14 protein-coding genes and 1 tRNA gene are annotated in these 19,697 nt (G+C 65.2%); 4 read left to right on the top strand and 11 right to left on the bottom strand.

Features of this window, described 5'->3' with window-relative positions:
* Positions 1-188: 188 nt before the first annotated feature.
* Both SOM28_RS18430 and SOM28_RS18425 read left to right on the top strand, forming a co-directional pair.
* Positions 189-4,292, top strand: a complete 4,104-nt coding sequence (locus SOM28_RS18430) for a response regulator (protein ID WP_320468996.1) — start codon at positions 189-191, stop codon at positions 4,290-4,292.
* 11 nt (positions 4,293-4,303) lie between these two features.
* Entirely contained in the window at positions 4,304-5,242 is a 939-nt protein-coding gene (locus SOM28_RS18425) for a diguanylate cyclase domain-containing protein (protein ID WP_320468995.1), read from the top strand.
* Positions 5,243-5,249: 7 nt separating this feature from the next.
* On the opposite strand, the gene SOM28_RS18420 is transcribed toward SOM28_RS18425, so the two are convergent.
* From SOM28_RS18420 to SOM28_RS18370, 11 genes are all read right to left on the bottom strand, one after another.
* A complete protein-coding gene (locus SOM28_RS18420; protein WP_123072309.1) occupies positions 5,250-5,705 on the bottom strand; it encodes a MaoC family dehydratase in 456 nt (151 codons plus the stop codon).
* Positions 5,705-6,238: a MaoC family dehydratase gene (locus SOM28_RS18415; protein ID WP_320468994.1), complete on the bottom strand. Its 534-nt coding sequence runs from the start codon at positions 6,236-6,238 to the stop codon at positions 5,705-5,707. Before SOM28_RS18415 ends, SOM28_RS18420 begins: the two co-directional genes overlap by 1 nt.
* Positions 6,235-7,428, bottom strand: coding sequence for an acyl-CoA dehydrogenase family protein (locus SOM28_RS18410; RefSeq protein WP_320468993.1), 1,194 nt, complete (start codon positions 7,426-7,428; stop codon positions 6,235-6,237). The genes SOM28_RS18415 and SOM28_RS18410 overlap by 4 nt, the downstream gene beginning before the upstream one ends.
* Before the next feature lie 7 nt (positions 7,429-7,435).
* Positions 7,436-8,626 (bottom strand): acyl-CoA dehydrogenase family protein, encoded by a 1,191-nt coding sequence (locus SOM28_RS18405; protein WP_320468992.1) that lies wholly within the window; start codon positions 8,624-8,626, stop codon positions 7,436-7,438.
* A gap of 138 nt (positions 8,627-8,764) precedes the next feature.
* Positions 8,765-9,508: a PEP-CTERM sorting domain-containing protein gene (locus SOM28_RS18400; protein ID WP_320468991.1), complete on the bottom strand. Its 744-nt coding sequence runs from the start codon at positions 9,506-9,508 to the stop codon at positions 8,765-8,767.
* Positions 9,509-9,879: 371 nt separating this feature from the next.
* Positions 9,880-12,186 carry a carboxy terminal-processing peptidase gene (locus tag SOM28_RS18395; RefSeq protein WP_123072314.1) on the bottom strand — a complete coding sequence of 769 codons (2,307 nt, stop codon included), beginning with the start codon at positions 12,184-12,186 and terminating at the stop codon, positions 9,880-9,882.
* A 183-nt stretch (positions 12,187-12,369) separates the two neighbouring features.
* Positions 12,370-12,948 (bottom strand): hypothetical protein, encoded by a 579-nt coding sequence (locus SOM28_RS18390; RefSeq protein WP_320468990.1) that lies wholly within the window; start codon positions 12,946-12,948, stop codon positions 12,370-12,372.
* A gap of 7 nt (positions 12,949-12,955) precedes the next feature.
* Positions 12,956-13,507, bottom strand: coding sequence for a thymidine kinase (locus SOM28_RS18385; protein WP_320468989.1), 552 nt, complete (start codon positions 13,505-13,507; stop codon positions 12,956-12,958).
* Positions 13,508-13,748: 241 nt separating this feature from the next.
* The gene (locus SOM28_RS18380) at positions 13,749-14,276 is read right to left on the bottom strand and encodes a sugar O-acetyltransferase (RefSeq protein WP_307719588.1); all 528 of its coding nucleotides are present in this window, start codon (positions 14,274-14,276) and stop codon (positions 13,749-13,751) included.
* A gap of 45 nt (positions 14,277-14,321) precedes the next feature.
* Complete coding sequence (locus SOM28_RS18375; RefSeq protein WP_320468988.1) at positions 14,322-16,565, bottom strand: penicillin acylase family protein; 2,244 nt, start codon at positions 16,563-16,565, stop codon at positions 14,322-14,324.
* Between the two features lie 23 nt (positions 16,566-16,588).
* On the bottom strand, positions 16,589-17,440 hold the full coding sequence (locus SOM28_RS18370) for a ParB N-terminal domain-containing protein (RefSeq protein WP_320468987.1): 852 nt from the start codon (positions 17,438-17,440) through the stop codon (positions 16,589-16,591).
* A 150-nt stretch (positions 17,441-17,590) separates the two neighbouring features.
* On the opposite strand from SOM28_RS18370, the gene SOM28_RS18365 reads away from it, so the two are divergent.
* Positions 17,591-17,677 (top strand) — tRNA-Leu (locus SOM28_RS18365).
* A 441-nt stretch (positions 17,678-18,118) separates the two neighbouring features.
* On the top strand, positions 18,119-18,769 hold the full coding sequence (locus SOM28_RS18360) for a hypothetical protein (RefSeq protein WP_320468986.1): 651 nt from the start codon (positions 18,119-18,121) through the stop codon (positions 18,767-18,769).
* Positions 18,770-19,697 lie beyond the last annotated feature (928 nt).

Raw genomic sequence — 19,697 nt, 5'->3', positions numbered from 1 at the left:
CCTGATGGTAACAATCCGCCATCGACCGACGATTATTTGGCGTTCCATAAGGGCAATATGGCCGTTCCGCCATGTTGCAGAGTGAAGACGATGCACGGCGGCAATCAAATGCGCCGCTATGCGGTATGGATGGGGCCAGCTAACATGACGCCTTGCGTCCCTTACCGTGTTAAAACCAGGAGCCGTCCTTGCCGTTTGCCCGTCTTTCGCTGCCCTCGATCCGCGCCAAGCTCTACATCCTGGTGCTGGCCTGCGCGCTGCCGATCCTGGTCGGCTATGTCGCCCTGGCGCGCGATGCCGCCTTGCGCGAACGCGACCACGTCTCGCGCGACGCCCAGACCGTGGCCGAGGTGCTGGCGGCGGCGGTCGACCGCGATATCCAGAGTGGGGAGACCGCGGCCCGGGTCCTGGCCGCGACGGCGATGATGGCCAGGGGCGACATGGTCGCCATCCACACGGTGGCCAGGAGCCTGCTGCGGCCCGACTTCCCGGCCCAGGCTTTCGTCCTGAGCCTGCCGAATGGCATGCCATTGATCAATACCCGCTATCCCATCGGCGCACCGCTGCCGCGCACCGGCAACGAGGACGATATCCGGCGCGTGGCCGAGACCGGCAACACCGTGGCGTCCGGCCTGCACCGGCTGGACGGCGGTGGCCAGTACGCGCTGTCGGTCGAAGTGCCGATCTGGTACGAGGGCGAGGTACGCTTCGTGCTGTCGGTCCACCTGCGCCCGCGCCGCATGGCCGAGCTGCTCGACAGCCAGCACCTGCCGGAAGGCTGGATCGCCAGCATCCATGACCGCCACCTGTTGACCGTCTCGCGCAGCGCCGATGGCGGCCAGCACCTGGGCTTGCCGATGGAGCCGGCGCTGGCCAAGGCCGTGACGAAGGGCAACGCCGGCACCGTCGCACTGCCGCAGGATGGCGGCGGACGCGGCTTCGCGGCCTTCGCCCACTCGCCGGCGCACGGCTGGGTGGTGACGATCCGCTATCCGCACAACGCAGCCGGCGAACTGCTCGGGCAGTCGATGGCCAAGACCGTGGCCGCGATCGCCGTCCTGCTGGCGATCAGCCTGGCCCTGGCCTGGGCCCTGGGCGGCTCGATCGCGCGCGCCGTGCAGGGCCTGGCCGGTCCCGCCGAGCGACTGGGCAGCGGCGAGCCGCTGGTCTTGCCCCCGTCCGACATCCGCGAGGTGGAAGCGGTGGCGCATGCGCTGCGCCGGGTCGACGCCGAGCTGCAGGAGCACCGGCGCGGCCTCGAGACGCTGGTGGCCGAGCGCACGCAGGAACTGAAGCGCTCCAAGGCGCAGCTGGAAACCGTGTATGCCTCGATTCCCGTCGGCCTGTGTTTCATGGACGCCGAACTGCGGGTGGTGATGGTCAACGACTACCTGGCCGACATCAATGGCCGTCCGGCGCGCGACCATGCCGGCCGCAGCCTGCCCGAGCTGCTGGGACCGGTCGGCGAGGAATACGAAGCCAACTACCGGCGCGTGATCGCCAGCGGCCGGCCGCTGGTCGAGGTCGAGGCCACCGGCGACGCCCCATCGGCGCCGGGGAGCGCGCGTCACTGGATCTCCAGTTACTTCCCGGTGTACGGGCCGGACCGCCAGCTGATGGGCGTGAACGCGGTGGTGCTCGACATCACCGACCGCAAGCGCCAGCAGCAGCGCGAGCGCGATCACCAGGAGATGTTCCGCGCCCTGTTCGAGGCAGCCGGCGACGCCCACCTGCTGCTGGCCTATGGCGCCAGCTACGTCAGCGCCAACCAGGCGGCGGCCGACCTGTTCGGCTTCGCCACTCCAGCCGCCCTGCTCGAAGAGTCGCCGGCCAGCCTGTCGCCGCTGTTGCAGATCGACGGCCGCCCGAGCAACGAGGTGGCGCTGGAGCACATGCGGCGCACGCTGGACGAGGGCCGCGACGCCTTCGAATGGCTGCACCTGCGCGCCGACGGCAGCGAGTTCCATGCCGACATCCTGCTGACCCGGGTCGACATCGGCGGCGTCGGCATGATGCAGGCCACGATCCGCGACATCAGCACCCGGGTCGCGGCCGAGGCCGCGCTGCGCGCCACCGGCGTCCAGCTCGAGGCGGCGCTGCGCCTGGCCGAACAGGCCAGCCGCGCCAAGAGCGAGTTCCTGGCGAATATGAGCCATGAGCTGCGCACGCCGATGAACGCCATCGTCGGCCTGGCGCGCCTGCTCGAGGAAGGCCAACTGGGCCAGCGCGAACGGGGCTATGTGGCGCGCATGCGCACTGCCGCCCGCTCGCTGCTGGGCATGCTGAGCGACCTGCTCGATTTTTCGCGCATCGAGGCCGGGCAGCTGACCCTGGAGCGCATCCCGCTGCGCATCGACGACATCCTGGCCAGCATCGCGGTGCTGCACGGCCCCGGGGCCTGGGCCAAGGGCGTCGAGCTGGCGTTCGCGGTCGATCCCCACCTGCCGCCGCTGCTGCAGGGCGACCCGGTGCGGCTCGAGCAGGTACTGCTCAACCTGGTCGGCAATGCGGTCAAGTTCACCGACCGGGGCGAGATCGTGCTGTCGATCGCGCTGCGCGGCGCAGCCGACGGCCAGGTGCGCCTGGCGTTCGAAGTGCGCGACACCGGCATCGGCATCGCCCCCGAGGTGCAGGCCGGCATCTTCGAAGTCTTCTCGCAGGCCGACAGCTCGACCGTGCGCAAATATGGCGGCGCCGGCCTGGGCCTGTCGATCGCGCGCCGGCTGGTGGAGCTGGCCGGCGGCGCCCTGCGCCTGGACAGCGTTCCGGGCGCCGGCACCTCGTTCCGCTTCGAGCTGTCGTTCCCGGTACTGGAAGCCGCGCCCGGGACGCCCGCCCTCGAGGACGACGCCCTGCGCGTCCTGGTCGCCGACGACAATGCCAGCGCGCGCGGCGCCCTGGCCGCGGCCTGCACCGCCTTCGGCTGGCGGGTGGAGACGGTACCCGATGGCGATGCGGCCCTGGACGTCCTGCGTCGCAGCCGCTATGACCTTGCCTTCGTCGATCAATCCATGCCGGGGCTCGACGGCGTGCCCTTGATCTCGGCCGTGCGCGCGGCGCAAGTGCAGATGCCCCGCCTTTGCCTGCTGGCGCCCGATCCCGATACCGAACGCTATGCCGAGCTGGCCGACGAACTGGGCGTGGCGGCCGTGCTGGGCAAACCCTTTACCGGCGCCAGCCTGCGCGCGGCCGTGGACCGGCTGCTGGGCGGCGCCGGCGCGGCGCATCCGGCGCCTGCGAGCACGCCGCTGGCCGGCGCCCTGCGCGGCCTGCGCGTGCTCGTGGTCGAAGACAATTTGATCAACCAGGAGGTGGCCAGCTTCATCCTGGCCCACGCCGGCGCCACCTTCGAGATCGCCGCCAACGGCCGCGCCGCCCTCAGCATGCTGCAGGAAGACGCGGCCTTCGACGTGGTGCTGATGGACTTGCAGATGCCGGTGATGAACGGCTTCGAGGCGACCGCCGCGATCCGCGCCGCCGGCCTGGACCTGCCGATCGTGGCCATGACGGCGAATGCGATGGACGAGGACCGCCAGCGCTCCCTCGACGCCGGCATGCAGGCCCACCTGGCCAAGCCGATCGACGTCGACGCGCTGGTGGCGACCCTGTCGCGGGTCACCGACCGGCCGCAGGGCACGCCCGCCGCCGCCAGCGCCGAGCCCGCGCTGCCAGCCTCGTTGCCGCACCTGCCCGGCATCGACCTGAAATCGACACTGCCGCGTTTCGCCGGCAGCGTCGAGCGTTTCTGCGAGCTGTTCATCCGCTACGCCGAAGGCCAGGCGCAAACCTTCGGCGAGCTGCGCGCGCACGTCGAGGCCGGCGAGCGCGGCGCCGCCGGCCAGCTGGCGCATCGGCTGCGCGGGGTGAGCGCCAATCTCGGCGCCACCGAGGCAGCCGAGACGGCCCATGCGCTCGAACACGCGCTGCGCGACGCCGACGACGGCACGGTGCGCCTGCGCCTGGCCGACCTGGCGCGCGCGCTCGAGGCCGTGACCGCGACCGCGCGCGAGCTGGCGCCCCCAGCCGCCAACCTGGTCTCCCGGGAGGTGGCCCAGGACCTACCCGGTATGGATGAGGGCGCCACGCTGCACGATACACTGGCGCGCCTGCTCCACTTACTGGAGAATAACAATATGAGGGCGATCGCCGCCGAAGCCGCCTTGCGGCCGGCCCTGGCGCTCGATGCCGGGCAGCCAGCCGCGGCCGCGCTGGCCGACGCCGTCGCCACCCTGCGCTTCGACGAGGCGGCGCGCCAGGTGGCAGACCTCATGATGCGAAAGGGAACCCTGTGAGCTGGACCGAGATGGCACTCAATGGCCGCATCCTGGTGGTCGACGATGCGATGGAAAACATCCAGATCCTGCATGCGGCGCTGCAGGAAGAACAGGAAGTGCTGTTCGCGCTGGACGGCGCCCGCGCGCTCGAGCTGGCGCGCACCCAGCACCCCGACCTGATCCTGGTCGACGCCATGATGCCCGGCATGGACGGCTACGCCGTGTGCGCGGCCCTGCGCGCGGCGCCCGAGACGCGCGACATCCCGGTCATCTTCGTCACCGCGCTCAAGACGCCGGAAGACGAAACCCGCGCGTTGGAGGCCGGCGCGGCCGACTTCATCACCAAGCCGGTCAATGCGGCCGTGGTGCGCGCCCGCGTGCGTACCCAACTGACCGTCAAGCGCCAGGCCGACGCGCTGCGCGCGCTGACCCTGACCGACCCGCTGACCGGCGTGGCCAACCGCCGCGCTTTTGATGAGCGGCTGGAAGCCGAATGGCGCCGCTGCGCGCGCGCCGGGCTGCCGGTGGCGCTGATCCTGGCCGACGTCGACCATTTCAAGGCGTATAACGACCACTACGGGCACCAGGCCGGCGACGCGTGCCTGGTACAGGTGGCGGCGGCCCTGCGGCGCGGCGCCGGCCGCACCCATGACTTGGTCACACGCTATGGCGGCGAGGAATTCGCCATCCTGCTGCCCCAGCTCGACGCGCTCGGCGCCGAAGGCGTGGCGCACCGCCTGCTGGACGAACTGGCCCAGCTCGGGCTGCCGCATGCGGCCTCGCCCACGGCCCCGCACATCACGATGAGCCTGGGGCTGTCGAGCCTGGTGCCGCGCGATGCGCAAGGAGCCGATGTATTGGTAGCCAGCGCCGACGCCCTGCTCTACCAGGCCAAGGCGGGCGGGCGCAATCAATACCGGATGGGCGGCGTGGGCGCGCTCGGCAGCGCCGGCGGCCACGGTTCATGATGACGCTTCAGGCGTAGCAGCGGATCAGGAATTCGGCCACGCACACGGGCTTGGCCGCCCCTTCGGCCTCGATCGTCACGTCCCAAGTAAATTGCCAGCCGCCGGCGACCGCGTCGGCGCCGCGCAAGGTCCAGCGCCCGCGCACCCGGCTGCCGGCCGGCAGCGGACTCGGGAAGCGCACCTTGTTCAGGCCATAGTTCACGCCCATGCGCATGCCCTCGATCGCCAGGGCGCTGGTGAGCATGGCCGGCAGCAGGGAGAGGGTGAGAAAGCCATGCGCCACCGGCTGGCCGAACGGCGACTCGCGCTTGCAGCGTTCGGGATCGAGGTGGATCCACTGGCGGTCGTCAGTGGCTTCGGCGAAGGTGGCGATGCGCTCTTGCCCGACCTCGAACCAGTCGGAGACGGCGACTTCGCTGCCGACGCGCGCCGGCAAGGCATCGAGTGCGATCGTAGTGGCCATTAGTGCTCCCTGTTGGGCCGGCGCCCGTAGAGGCCGATGCCGTCGACCGTGCAGACCTGGTCGCCGTGCTGGTTGGTGGCGGTCCAGGTCGACCAGACGACGCCGCGATCGGGTTTGCTGGCGGACGCCTTGACCTGGCGCGTCAGGTAGCGCACGCGCAGGGTGTCGCCGGGCCGCACCGGTTGCAGCCAGCGCACGCCGTCGAGGCCGGGCGAGCCCATGCCGTCGGCCGCGCTTAACAGGCCATCGACCACCATGCGCATCATCATGCTGCAGGTGTGCCAGCCGCTGGCGATCAGGCCGCCGTAGGGCGAGGCTTGCGCCGCCCCGGCATCGACGTGGAAGGACTGGGGATCGAAGGCGCGCGCGAAGTCGAGGATCTCGGCCTCGGTGACGGTGCGCTCGCCCAGGTCGATCTCCTGGCCGGGATGGAAATCTTCGAAATACCAGCGCTTGCCGGCCGGCGCATCGGCCGGGGCGTGCGCGCGCGCGTCCGCCGGCCTGCCCGCTCCCTCGTCTGGTCCTGCCGTCATGCGGCCTCCCGGAAGCCTGGCTGCGCGATGAAGCGCTCCAGGTGGTGGTCCATATCGCCCAGCGTCAGTTCGATCATCGACAGGCGCTTGAAGTAATGCGAAGCCGGCAGCTCGTCGGTGACGCCCATGCCGCCATGCAGCTGGATGGCGCCCTGGCCGATGAAGCGCGCGGCCAGGCCAACGCGGTACTTGGCGGCCGACACCACGCGCCGGCGCATCGCGAGGTCGCCGCCGGCGTCGGCACCCGAACGCGCCAGGGCCAGCGCCGCCAGCAAGGCCATCGACCGCGCCTGCTCGAGGTGGATCGCCATATCGGCCATCCGGTGCTGCAGCGCCTGGAACTTGCCGATCGGCGCGCCGAACTGCTGGCGCGTCTTGAGATACTCAAGTGTCATGTCGAACAGCGCCTGCATTGCCCCCAGCGCCTCGGCGCACAGCAGGCCGGCGCCGTAATCCAGCGCCGCATCGAGGATGGCGCCCCCCTCTCCCACCCGGCCGATCAAGGCATCCGGCCCGACCGTCACGCCGTCGAGCACCATGCTCGCCGCACGCAAGCCGTCAAGCGTGCGGTAGCCCGTGATGCGCAATTCGGCGCTGTCGCGCGGCACGACGAACAGGCTCACGCCATCCATGCCCTGCCTATCGCCCCCGCTCGCTGCACTCCCCAAGCCCACCGCGCTCTGCGCGCTTCGGGCCGACACGATCAAGGCATCGGCTTCGGCGCCATGCAGCACCACCCGCTTCTCGCCATGCAGGCGGTAGCCGCCATCGACAGCCTCGGCCCGGGTGGCGACGTCGAAGGCGTCGTGACGCGACTGTCGCTCGCCCAGCGCGCAGGCCAGCTTGGCATCGCCGCCGGCGACCCGCTCGAGCAGCGCACCGTGCTTGCCACCCCGGCGCAGGAATTCGGCGCCCAATACCGTCGCCACATACGGTTCGACCACCAGTCCACGGCCGAGTTCCTGCATCACGGCGAACATGGACATGGCGTCGCCGCCGAATCCTCCGTGTTCCTCGGGCACCGGCAGCGCCGTCAGGCCCAGCTCGACCATCGTGGCCCAGGCTTCGGGCGAGACGCCCGATTCGGAATGGACGATCGCGCGCCGCGTCTCGAAGCCGTAGTCGCGGCCGATCCAGCGCCGGATCGCATCGGCCAGCTGCTGCTGTTCCCCGTTCAGTTCGAAATGCATGCCGTCCTCACAGTCCCAGGATCATCTGGGAGATGATATTGCGTTGGATTTCGTTCGACCCGCCATAGATCGAGGTCTTGCGGTAGTTGAAGTAATAGCCCGCCAGCGGGGCCGCATCGTCGTCGCCCGCGATGGCGTGTTCGCGCGCGCCACCCAGGTAAGCCGGATCGAAGGGCAGCGCCTGCGGGCCGGCCGCTTCCACCATCAGCTCGGTGAGCGCCTGCTGGATCTCGGTGCCCTTCACTTTCAGCATCGACGCTTCGGGGCCGGGCGCGGCCTCGCCCCTGGCCAGCACGCGCAGCACCGTCATTTCGAGCGCCATCAATTCGATCTCGAGCGCCGCCACTTTCGCGCCGAACAGGGGGGCGTCGAGCAGCGGCCGTCCGCGCTTCTGTTCACGCAGCGCCAGGCGCTTGACGAAGGCCAGCTCGCGCTTGGAACGGCCGACGGCGGCGATGCCGGTGCGCTCGTGTCCGAGCAGGTATTTGGCATAGGTCCAGCCGCGATTTTCCTGGCCTACCAGATTGGCGACCGGCACCCTGACGTCGTCGAAGAAGACTTCGTTGACTTCATGGTCTTCGTCGAGCATCGCGATCGGACGCACGGTGACGCCGGGACTGCGCATGTCGATGAGGAGGAAGGAAATGCCCTCCTGCTTGCGCACGCCAGGATCGGTGCGTACCAGGCAGAAGATCATGTCGGCGTGCTGGGCCAGGGTGGTCCAGGTCTTCTGGCCGTTGACGATGTAATGATCGGCATCGCGGACCGCGCTGGTCTTGAGCGCGGCCAGGTCGGAGCCGGCCCCGGGTTCGGAATAGCCCTGGCACCACCAGTCCTCGCAGGACAGGATGCGCGGCAAGTAATAGTCCTTCTGCTGCTGGCTGCCGAAGGCCATGATCACGGGGGCCACCATATTGACGCCGAACGGCAGCACTTGCGGCGTGCCGGCCAGCGCGCATTCTTCCTCGAAGATGTGGCGCTGTAGCGGCGTCCAGCCGGGGCCGCCGTATTCGAGCGGCCAGCCGGGCGCGGCCCAGCCCTGGGCGGCCAGGATGCGGTGCCAGCGGACGTAGTCGTCGCGGGTCAGGCGCAGGTGCTGGCGAACCTTGTGCTGCAGTTCAGGGGGAAGATGGGAAGCGAGAAAAGCGCGGACCTGGTCGCGAAAGGCCAGGTCCCCGTCGGAGTAGTACAGGTCCACGTCGTCTCCTTGTTGTTGTCGTCATGAATAGCACGATCGTTCACAAGGATTGTACCTGAATCGGCCGCGCCGCCAAGCGTTGACGACGCGGATGATAGGGCTTGGCCTGGCCTTGAAGCGGCCAGGCCGGGATGCCGATTACTGCTTGGCGTTGCGGCGACGCGAGAAGGCGCCAGCGCCCATCAGGCCAGCCAGCATCAGCGCGATGGTGCCTGGTTCCGGCACGGCGTTGACCTGGTCCGGCAGTGCGCCGATCTGGTCCTGGACCGGCAGGGTGAAGACCGGGTCGCTACCCGGCGCCGGCACGGTCACATTGCCGCCACCACTGTCGCTACCCGAGCCTGGCGTGGCAGGGCTGCCACTATTGCCGCCTGGGGCCGGGCTGCCGCCGCCCACTGGGGCGCCGCCACCGCCGACCGGGGCATCGCCGCCGCCGCCGCCACCACCACCACCGCCGCCGCCACCGCCACCGCCGGCAGCCGGGGCACCAGGCGCGGCGGCGCCGCCACCTGCATTCTGGCCAGGCACGATCTTCACGCCGTCGCCGTCGTTGATGACCGAGACCGAGTTACCGTAACGGGCTGCCAGCAGGCCGTTACCGGCGCTCAGCACATAGGCAGCGTCGATGCCTTGCTGGACGAAGAGTTTCTGTGCATCGGCGGACGACAGGCTGGCGCTTGCCTTGCCGATCAGGTTGCCGGTAGTGCCGTGCGCGACGCCGCCAACCAGGCTAACGTCACTACCCAGCACACCCGAACCGATCACACTGGTGCCGTTTCCGGCGGTCCATCCATTCTGGAAGCCTGTCGTGGAGACGACATCTGCCTGGGCTGCACCGGCACAGGCCAGCAGGGCAGCAACAACGAGGTGACGTGTTGACATGAAGATAACTCCTAAGAGAAGTGAAGATTATTGTTTTTACAACTACAGAGTTATCGTATCACAAACTAAAAAAACTTAAGTTTTGATCAGCCGCAAATCGTGCATGCGATTTTATTGCTGAGTCATAGCCTATATATGCTTCGAATATAGATAGTTACAGTAACTTCGTTTTCTTCTGAGCCATACTGGAAGAACATGTACTTCGAGGGGGGCGTTGCAGGATGTGGCCTGCATCCTGATAACTTTACTAGTTATTCTGGCAAGAAACGTATTAAGAACCAATTGTTAAGAACAGCAAAAAAAAGGCCACGCCTGTTACGGCGTGGCCTTTCATGGGATCGCGCGACGTCGTGCCGCGCTTCGTACGTTATTTACTTGCTGTCTACGACCGTCATATACGGCATGACACGCGACGCCATCCGGGTATCGGTCTTCAGCATGCCGACCTCGTCCGCCAGGATATTGGCCGCTTCCTGCAGCATCACGTCCTTGGCGTCCTTGGCCGCCTTCTCGGCCGCCAGTTCAGCCTGGAGATCGCGTTCGTCGCCTTGCAGGCCATCGTCCTGGCGCGGGGTGCCGCGCAGGGCGACCACCGATTTCTCGGGCTTGGTCGGGTCCGGCGCCTCGGCGCGCTTCTCGGCGCTGCCCGGGCCGCTGGTCGGCTCGCCAGGCGTGGCCGAGGTGCCAGCCAGCCGTGCTTCGCGCAGCTTGGAGCGGGCATCCTGGGCATCGCGCTCCTTGCGGCGCACTGCCTCGTTCAGCGAAATGACATTCTCCTTGCGCAGCTTCAGCACTTCGTTGATGTCTTCTTGCAGGAACTGGAAGTCCTTGTCGTTGGCGATGCGTTCTTCATGGCGCTTCTGCAGCGGCGCGACGAGTTCCTTCAGGTCGCCCAGCGGCATGTATTGCGCCGGCTTGATCGCCACCCATGGCAGCGCATTGTCGTAGGACGATTCGCCAAAGGTGTCCAGATCGGTCAGCACCGGCAGCTTGATGTCCGGCGTCACGCCACGCAGCTGAGTCGTGCCGCCATTGATGCGGAAGAACTGGGCGATGGTCATCTTCAGCTCGCCGTAGCGCATCTTTTCATTCGGCGCAAAGCGGTCGAGGTCGATCAGTGTCTGGACCGTGCCCTTGCCGAAGCTCGGCTCGCCGATCACGAGGCCGCGACCATAATCCTGGATCGCCGCCGCGAAGATCTCGGACGCCGAGGCAGAACCGCGGTTGATCAGCACGCCCATCGGACCGTCCCAGGCCAGGCCCGGTTTGGTGTCGCTCTCGACTTCGACCCGGCCTTCGGCGGTGCGCTGCATCACGACCGGTCCCTTGTCGATGAACAGGCCGGTCAGCTCGACCGCCTCGGTCAGCGAGCCGCCGCCGTTATTGCGCAAGTCGATCAGGACGTTGTCGACCTTCTCTTTCTTGAGTTCGACCAGGATGCGTTCGACGTCGCGGGTCGCGCTGCGGAACTCGCGGTCGCCCTTGCGGCGCGCTTCGAAGTCCTGATAGAAGGTCGGCAGCGCAATGACACCGATGCGGCGCTCGACGCCGTTTTCCTTGACCTTGATGATCGACTTCTTGGCGGCCTGCTCTTCCATGCTGATCTTGTGGCGTACCATCGTGACGGTCATGTGCTTGGCGTCGACGCCGCCGGCGCCGGGGATGACGTCCAGGCGCACGGTCGAACCCTTCTCGCCACGCACCAGCGCCACCACGTCGTCAAGGCGCCAGCCCAGCACGTCGACGAACGGTTTGTCGCCCTGGGCCACGCCGACGATGCGGTCGCCGACCTTCAGCTTGCCGGACTTGTCGGCCGGGCTGCCGGGCACGATCTCGCGGATGATGGTGTAGTCGTCGCGCGACTGCAGCACGCAGCCGATGCCTTCGAGCGACAGGCGCATCGCGATGTCGAAGTTGTCGGCCGAGCGTGGGCCGAGGTAGTTAGTGTGCGGCTCGATCGCGGTCGCATACGCGTTCATGAACATCTGGAACACGTCCTCGTTGTTCAGCTTGCGGATGCGGTTGACGTAGTTGTCGTAGCGCTTATCGAGCGTTTCGCGGATCGATTTGTCGTCCTTGCCCGCCAGTTTGAGGCGCAGCCAGTCGTTCTTGACGCGCTTGCGCCACAGGTCGCGGATTTCGTCTTCGCTCTTGGCCCAGGCCGCCTTCTCGCGGTCGAGCTCCATGGTCTCTTCGGTGGTGAAATCGAAGTTGGTCTTGAGCAGGCCGCGCGCATAGGCCATGCGTTCGGCAAACCGTTTCTGGTACAGGTTGTAGATGGCGAACGGCGCGGTCAGGTCTTCGTTGTTGATGGCGTCGTCCATCTGGGTGCGCAGCGCGGCGAATTGATCCAGGTCGGCCTGCGCGAAGTACAGCTTCTCGCCGTCGAGCCCATCGAAGTAACTGTCGAAGATCTTGGCCGACATCGCGTCGTCCAGCGGCACCGGACTGTAGTGGTAGCGGCCCAGCACACGCGAGGCCCACAGCGCGGCCTGGGTCTGGGCGGCGATCGGCTTCATCTCGAGCGAAGCCGGGGTCGCGGCGGTTTTCTTGGTGGAGTCCGCGGCCTTGGCGGGCGCCGCGGGCGTTGCGATGGCAGCCGATTTCTCGGGCTGTGCGGTCACCACATGGGCGGACATGGCAAAAGCCATGGCGGCGATGAGCACGTGCTTCTTCATTCTGCGTTTCTCCGTACGGAATTCCTTGCGGATGCGACATGACCAAATATCGATAAGCCAGCCATACCGCGCTTTGCGGTCCATTCTACAGGATAGAACCACGTGCCAGAGGCGGCTTGTCCCGCTTGAAACGCCGGAATCGCCAGGAATTAAGTCTGACGTAAGCGATTTTTCGCCAAGTCTTTACGCCTTGATAAGCCCGAGGGCCACATCCTTGAAATACCAGCATGCCAGCACCAGCGCCAGCAGTGGCGCCCAGGGCCAGGACCGGGTCGCCAGCTTCCAGTCGACCGGCGATGGCCAGAAGGACAGGAACTGGGGCGCGAGGAAGAACATGATGGCCAGGTCGACCGGATCGAAGGCAAGTCCCTCACGCGTGCGCCACCACGCCACGCCGAGCGGCACCAGCAGCACCAGCAGCGGCGCCAGCGCAGCCGGGGCCGCGTTGTACCAGCGCAGGTTGGCGAAAGTAACCGAACCGAGTTCCCAGTTATGTCCACCCTTGGGCCGCTTGATGCGGCGCGGGAAGACGCTCATCCCGACCGGTTCGGCATTGGTCAGCAAGCCCACCGAAAAATGGGCGAGCTCATGGCACAGGGTGCCGGCGGCGGTGAAGACGAAGAAGGCGGGGTGGGCGCTAGAGGCGATCCACAGCAGCACGGCCAGCGCGGCCGAGGGAATCAGGTAGAGGAAGATGTCGAGCGCGGGTCCGGCCGCGGCGCAGGCGGCGGCCGGGAGCCAGGCGCCGCAAGCGAAGGACATGGCGGGCTCAGGCCGAATAGAAGCAGCGTCCGCAGGCCTGGCGGTAGCTTTCGTTGCCGCCGATGCTGACCTGTTCGCCTTCGCGGATACGGCGGCCCTGTTCGTCGACGCGGATATTCATGGTCGCCTTCTTGCCGCAGGTGCAGATATTCTTGATTTCCTCGATATCGTCGGCCAGCGCCAGCAGGTAGGCCGAGCCGGGGAACGGTTCGCCGCGGAAATCGCTGCGCAGTCCATAACAGATGACGGGCACGCCGCGCACCTGGGCCAGCTGGTGCAGCTGGCTGACCTGGGCGCTGGTAAGGAATTGGGATTCATCGACCAGCAGGCAAGCCACGCCGGACACTTGCTCGAGGAAATTGGTGTCGGTCTCGAACACCTCGGCATTGCGCTGGGCGCCCAGGCGCGAGGTGATCAGGCCGACGCCGTAGCGGTTGTCGATCGCCGCCGTATAGAGCTTGACCTGCTGGCCCTGCTCTTCGTAGTTATGGGCGACCTGCAACAGGGCGGTCGATTTGCCGGCGTTCATCGCCGAGTACCTGAAATAGAGTTTGGCCACTGCCCTGTCCTGCCTTGCTGTCCTTTGATGCGAAGCTGGGATTATAGCAAGCTGGAAACAGGCACCGCCAGCAGCCCGTTGCTTCAAGCCGTTCGGCGACAAGCTGCGCTACACCACCGTCGCTCCCGCGAAGGCGGGAGCCCAAGTGTGCACGCTCACCAGTTACAGCCAGCCCTGGCAACGGCGCTGAAGACTTGGACTCCCGCCTCCGCGGGAGCGACGTACGACGGAGCGTAGGGGATCAATCCGAAATCGGCTGCGCCGGATTGCCCGCGACCTGGGCGCCCGCTGCCACGTCATGGGTGACCACGCTGCCGGCGCCGACGATGGCATCGTCGCCGATCGTCACGCCCGGCAAGATGATGGCGCCGCCGCCGATCCAGACGTTGCGGCCGATGGTGACCGGCCGTCCGGATTCGAAGCCGGCGCGGCGCAGGGCCGGATCACGCGGGTGGTCGGCGGTATAGATGTGCACGCCCGGGCCGATGCGGCAATCGTCGCCAATGACGATCGGCGCGACGTCGAGGAACACACAATCGAAGTTGATGAAGACACGCGCGCCGAGCGTGATATGCCAGCCGTAGTCGCAGTGGAAAGGCGGACGCACGGTCGTGCCCTGCCCCGCGCGCGCGATCCTTTCGCCCAATAAGGACTGCCAACTGGCCGGATCGCCCAGCGCGCCGTTGTAGCGCGCCAGCCATGCAGCCGTCGCATTCTGCTCGGCACGCAGATCGGGATCGCTGGCGTGATACTGCATACCAGCCAACATTTTTTGTTTCTCGCTCAGTTCCACGCGGTCCCTTCTGTAGTGGGCTTACTGCCCCGGATGGTATTTGCGCTCCAGGTTGCGCTCGATGTCTTCCTTGTAGAACAGCACATCCTTGAACTCGCCGCGCGCATACATCGCCGCCTGGTCGTTGAAATGCGGCGAGCGCGGATCGCCGCTCTGGCCGCCGGCCAGGATGCTCTTGGCCTTGATGCGCGGGCCAAACTCCACCGCCGCGACGAAGCTGTTGCCGCGATCGCCATAGATACGTTTGGTGTTCTGCTTGGCCGACATGCCGAACGAGGCCAGCGAACCCCAGTTGGCCGAGGCGAAAGCGACCGGAATGCTGGGCTTGCTGTCGTCGTACTGCTGGTCGACGTCGCCGCTGATGCGCTGGAAACGGTTGATCTCGCCCCATGGCGTGCGCCAGTCGCCGAAGTCGGCCTGCAGCCTGTTCGAGGCGCGCACCAACGCATCGAGGCGGTCGGCCGGGCTCAAACGGCTAGCGATGTAGTCGACCGCCGGAATGTTCTCGGCGCGCGCACGCGCGCCATGCTCCGCCACCATCTCTTGCCCCCAATAGACCGCGAGCGAAGTCGGTACCGAATCGATCGCGTAACGCAGGTTCCAGTCACGCAGCACGGCGACCTGCTCGAGCAGCGCCGCCTTGCGCGCATCGCTGTCGTGCAGCGCTTCATAATCCGCCACCACGGCCGGCACCAATGGCTCGAACGCGGCAAGACGCGTATCGTAGGACGCCGCGATCAGGCCATCGATCGTGAGGCCCTTGGCGTCCTTGAACACACGATCGGCATTACGGCCGCGGGCGTTCTCGGGCAGCGACCACATATAGGCCGGGTAGCTGGCGCATTTCGGGCTGCTGCCGGCGCCGGCCGCATTACACGGCCAATTGTTGGTGTTGGAGATGTAGCCGCTGGCCGGGTTCAGCAGGGTGATCGTTTCCTTGATCTCGTGCAGACCCTGCCACTCGGTGGCCGGATTGCTGCCATCCACAGGGCGGGTCCAGTCGAAGCGGGGGTCGCGTTTTGGGATGAAATTGCCGTGGAAGTAGGCAATATTGCCCTGCGCGTCGGCGTACACCGTGTTATTCGAGGAATTGGTCCGCAGCTCCATCGCCTTATAGAAAGCGTTGTAGTCGCGCGCCTTGGTACGGGTATAGGACTGGGTCAGCGCATTGAGCGGGTCATCCATCAACTTGACCGACACCCATTTATTTCCCTCCTGGCGCACGACCGGGCCGTGGTGGGTGAAATAGGCGGTGACGGTGCGGCTGGCCATGCCGCCGTTCGGCGTTTTATAGGGCAGGTTGATCTGCGCGGTGCGCATCCGGCCTTCATGCTTGCCGTATTTATAGAAGAACTCACCATCGCGCTCGACCACGGTCTCGAGGTATTCGTCGATCACGTCGCCGCCGCCCGAGGTGTGCATCCAGCCCACCTTGTCGTTGAAGCCCTGGTAGATGAAGAACTGGCCCCAGGTCACCGCGCCGTAGGCATTCAGCCCCTCGTCGCTGACCATGTGCACCTCGGGACGGAAATAGAACGAGGTGTGCGGGTTGATCATCAGGAGTGCATGGCCGCTGGCCGAGCGCTTGGGGGCGATGGCGAAGCCGTTCGAGCCACGCGGCTCAGGATCGAAACCCTTGTCGACGCCGGCCTGGGCCAGCACCGGCCGCTTGCCATAGAAGCGTTCGAGTTCCTTGAGGTCGATCGACTCGATGTCGCCGCCGATGCTGCCTTCGCTGAACGTCAACGCCATCCACGGTTCGAAGCGCGTGATGAGCTTCGGCTTGACCTCGGGGTGGGTGTGCAGGTAATAGTTCAGGCCATCGGCGAAGGAGTTCATCAGGTTCTTCAGCCAGGCCGGGCTGGCGGCGTACTTGGCCTGCATCTCGGCCGGCTGGATGTACATCTTCATGCGAAGGTCGCGCCAGATTTCCTTCTCGCCCTCGACCTCGGCCAGGCGCCCCATCGCATTGATGTAGTTGAGTTCGATGCGATTGAAATCGTCCTCGGCCTGGGCGTACAGCATGCCGAACACGGTGTCGGCGTCGGTGCTGCCGTAGATGTGCGGAATGCCCCATTTGTCGCGCATGATCGTCACCCTGTGCGCGGTCGCTTTCCAGCGCGCGACGTCGGCGGCGCTGAAGGCCTGCGTTGCGGGCGCGGCACTGACCGGCGCTTTGGTCTGCGCAACGGCGAGTCCTGGGGCGGCCAGTCCGGCCAGGAGAGAGCCCAGCAGGAGCGGCGTGAACGAACGTGGCATGCGCATCTTTGGTCTTCCTTCAGGTCGTGTTATTCGTCGTCCAGGCCGGCATTGGCCAGGCGCTGCTTGAGCCTCTGGTTATCGGTGAGCAGCGTTGCCATGCGATCTTTCAGGCTGGCCACTTCCTTGCGCAGGGCCGCGAGCTCGTCTTCGGGATCGAGCTCGACCTTTTCCTTTTTCGGACGGGTGGCCATCTTCTGTTCACGCACCTGGCGCGCGGCCTGCTGCAACTCCTTGCGGCCACCGGCGACGGCAGCGATCTGCTGCTCTTCCGGCAACTGCGCCACGTTGGCGGCGGCATTGATCGAGATGGCGCCGGTACGGACCGCCTCGCGCAACTGCGGGGTAGCGGCCTTCTGGATGCGTTCGATCTGGCTGATGGTATTGCTCGAGACGCGGGCCGCGCGCGCGACGTCCTCGCGGGTATTCCATGGCGGCGAGGTCTCGTCGGCCGGGGCGTTCTTGTCGCCCTCTTCCTGTGGCGGCTGCTCGGCCATCCGCGCCGCGACGAGTTCCTTCTTGCGCAGGGCGAGCACGCCGCGCTGGAAGTCCGACACGCTGCGGCGCGCCAGGTGATTGTCGATCATCCACAGCATCACGTCTTCGAGCGAGGCGAAGTTATTGTTGTGAACGGTGCGGAAGGGGATGTTGTGCTTCGTGCAGATCTCGTAGCGGTTATGACCGTCGATCAGGGTGTCGCGCCAGAGCACCAGCGCGTCGCGGCAGCCCTCGGCCTGCAGGCTGCGCTCGAGCGCGGCGTATTCGATGTCGGTGAGCGGGTCGACGAAGGACCGCAGCTCGTCGTTGATCTTGATGTCCAATTGTTGTCCTTGCTTGGTCTTGCCAGTGGTAGCGTCAGCTTGGGTGACGCCGGTTGGCATGCTACACCATCCGGGCGGGGGTTCCAAAGATGCAAGAGACCGGTTGGGAGGGATGGGCGGGCGATCATGCCGCGTGGAGGGGCTTATCAGGAGGATAAAGTTGCCAAACCGCTCCGAATTGAGCACGCCTGTGCTAGAATCTTCGGCGTTGCCCGGATGGTGAAACTGGTAGACACCGCAGACTTAAAATCTGCTGCCAGCAATGGCGTGCCGGTTCGATTCCGGCTCCGGGCACCAAGGATATGTGCGGGTTTTCAGGTAAGTTCTCGCATCATTTTACCATTCCAGCTTTTCCGCAATTTAAGGGCTTTTCCGCAAAAGCCCAATTTCCCGCCTTTCCCTACCCTATCGGCTTAGGCAGTTGCCCTCTCGACGGCGCATATGTTTACGGACGTCCACGCGCTTCGCAGCAAGCCCACATCGATCAGAACTCTTGCTACTCGACCGAAATCCCGAGCGCCTTGGCAATCTTGCCGACGGTCTGGCGCCGTCCCAACTGCGATGGCCAGTGGCGAGCCTGTGTCGGCACCGGCACATGCAGGTGGTCGCCCGCTCAAATGCCAAGTGAGACAGCACAGCCTTAACTAAATTTCGCGTTGTCAAATTGCGTTGCACACTAATCCTTTTCAATACCCCAGAGCATCATGTTACTCTTCCAATAATTTTCTGGGATCTGCTATGAAAGACGACTGGTATAAAGTAATCGGCCTGATCATTGTCACGATTGTCGGTGGCTGTGGAATCGGTGCAGCTCTCCACCTTTTTGTAACTCTGCCCGTCGGCGCGAAGGGGCCAGAATGGCTAGCCGCGAGTGGCACCGTCGCTACACTTAGCGTCACCATCTGGCTCGCCACCACTGAAAGTCGCCGTCGCCGGAAAAACGAATCTCTGCTCGCTCAACTGCACGGCGCAGCAATCCTCAATCAAGTAGAGCGAGCCCATCAGGCGGTTTCGACATTAATGACCGGTATTACTTTTCAGAGCGTAGGTGTCACCGTGGATTCGAATTTTTTCGCCGGCCACGTTGAGAACTTTGAGAGCCTGGAGCTTTGGCAGATGAGTGATCTGATACCACTGGTTGCGCTGCCACACGAAACCGCTGCCAAGCTCGCACAGGCCAACGGTCATTTGAAGTCTCTTGTTCCGATTTTGAAGAGGGCTGCTGCTCAGTGGGATGCTCAAGTGACCAGCCGGTCTTCGATAAGTCAGCAAGTGCTCGGACGAGCGGCGGTTCTTCGTTTGCTGCTTCGAGATGCGGAAGATGTTTGTAGAACGCAGCAGGTGAAAGTGAAGCTTCATTCCCCACTCGATGGTCAGCGACAGGGTTAGGTTTGACATTCGGACCCGACTCCAGCCTTAGAACAATACCTCGCAGTTCTCGAAAATCTCATATCAAACACGCGGGCGGCGGCAAGTGGAGAAACCGTGTCCACATGTCAAACCTGGTACCACTTCGCGTAAGCCCCCAAACCTTACCAGACGCTATGCCCAAAAGGTCTTGCGACAGGGTCAGGTCTGGAATTCGGACGCGACCTCAGCCCTAGAACAGACCTCTATTGTTATCGAAAGTCATCTGGCAAGCGTCTTGGCGGCGGTAATTGAAGAGACCGTGTCCAAATGTCAGACCTGACACTGCCTTTGCCAAGATCTCTGCATAAACTGGGATGCTCGCGATGCACCCCGAAAAGGGACTTAGCTTCACCTCGTGCGCGCTATATGACTTGGGCGTACCACTCGCGGACGCGTTACGCATCCTTACAAGTCATGACCGATGTGATCCAGGACGTCTCGCGCACTCCGCCAATTGGAAGCTAACCCTGTCTAACTAGACTTCTGGCGGTCGCCTCCTAATGTGACTAAGCCTGCTCGAACGTCGCCAGCGTCGATGCTATGTCATACAGACGTCTTCTTCACAACCTCAACAGTCATCAACATCGACGGCGGGTCACTTCGCAGGGTCACACTTCGCAGGGTCAGGTCTGACATTCGGACACGACCTCAGCCTTGAACACTCAATTAATGCTCTTGAGAATCTTGCGACAAACGCGCGGCAGCCGATAATTGATGAGACCGTATCTAAAGGGTCACTTCGCAGGGTCAGGTCTGACATTCGGACACGACCTCAGCCTTGAACACTCAATTAATGCTCTTGAGAATCTTGCGACAAACGCGCGGCAGCCGATAATTGATGAGACCGTATCTAAATGCGCAGGCGACAGGGTCGGCGACAGGGTCAGGTCTGACATTCGGACACGAC

The sequence above is a fragment of the Massilia sp. CFBP9026 genome (assembly GCF_034045165.1).
In the GTDB taxonomy this organism is placed as follows: Bacteria; Pseudomonadota; Gammaproteobacteria; order Burkholderiales; family Burkholderiaceae_D; genus Telluria; species Telluria arenae.
The sequence above is the reverse complement of the archived record's forward strand: the minus strand, read 5'-3'. Positions and strand labels throughout refer to the sequence as shown.

What these genes read in the sequence shown, in the direction of transcription:
- SOM28_RS18420 (WP_123072309.1), bottom strand. Translation starts at nt 5,705, where the DNA reads ATGGCCACTACGATCGCACTCGATGCCTTGCCGGCGCGCGTCGGCAGC.
- SOM28_RS18380 (WP_307719588.1), bottom strand. Translation starts at nt 14,276, where the DNA reads ATGTTGGCTGGTATGCAGTATCACGCCAGCGATCCCGATCTGCGTGCC.
- SOM28_RS18390 (WP_320468990.1), bottom strand. Translation starts at nt 12,948, where the DNA reads ATGTCCTTCGCTTGCGGCGCCTGGCTCCCGGCCGCCGCCTGCGCCGCG.
- SOM28_RS18375 (WP_320468988.1), bottom strand. Translation starts at nt 16,565, where the DNA reads ATGCGCATGCCACGTTCGTTCACGCCGCTCCTGCTGGGCTCTCTCCTG.
- SOM28_RS18370 (WP_320468987.1), bottom strand. Translation starts at nt 17,440, where the DNA reads ATGCCAACCGGCGTCACCCAAGCTGACGCTACCACTGGCAAGACCAAG.
- SOM28_RS18425 (WP_320468995.1), top strand. Translation starts at nt 4,304, where the DNA reads ATGGCACTCAATGGCCGCATCCTGGTGGTCGACGATGCGATGGAAAAC.
- SOM28_RS18400 (WP_320468991.1), bottom strand. Translation starts at nt 9,508, where the DNA reads ATGTCAACACGTCACCTCGTTGTTGCTGCCCTGCTGGCCTGTGCCGGT.
- SOM28_RS18410 (WP_320468993.1), bottom strand. Translation starts at nt 7,428, where the DNA reads ATGCATTTCGAACTGAACGGGGAACAGCAGCAGCTGGCCGATGCGATC.
- SOM28_RS18360 (WP_320468986.1), top strand. Translation starts at nt 18,119, where the DNA reads ATGAAAGACGACTGGTATAAAGTAATCGGCCTGATCATTGTCACGATT.
- SOM28_RS18395 (WP_123072314.1), bottom strand. Translation starts at nt 12,186, where the DNA reads ATGAAGAAGCACGTGCTCATCGCCGCCATGGCTTTTGCCATGTCCGCC.
- SOM28_RS18415 (WP_320468994.1), bottom strand. Translation starts at nt 6,238, where the DNA reads ATGACGGCAGGACCAGACGAGGGAGCGGGCAGGCCGGCGGACGCGCGC.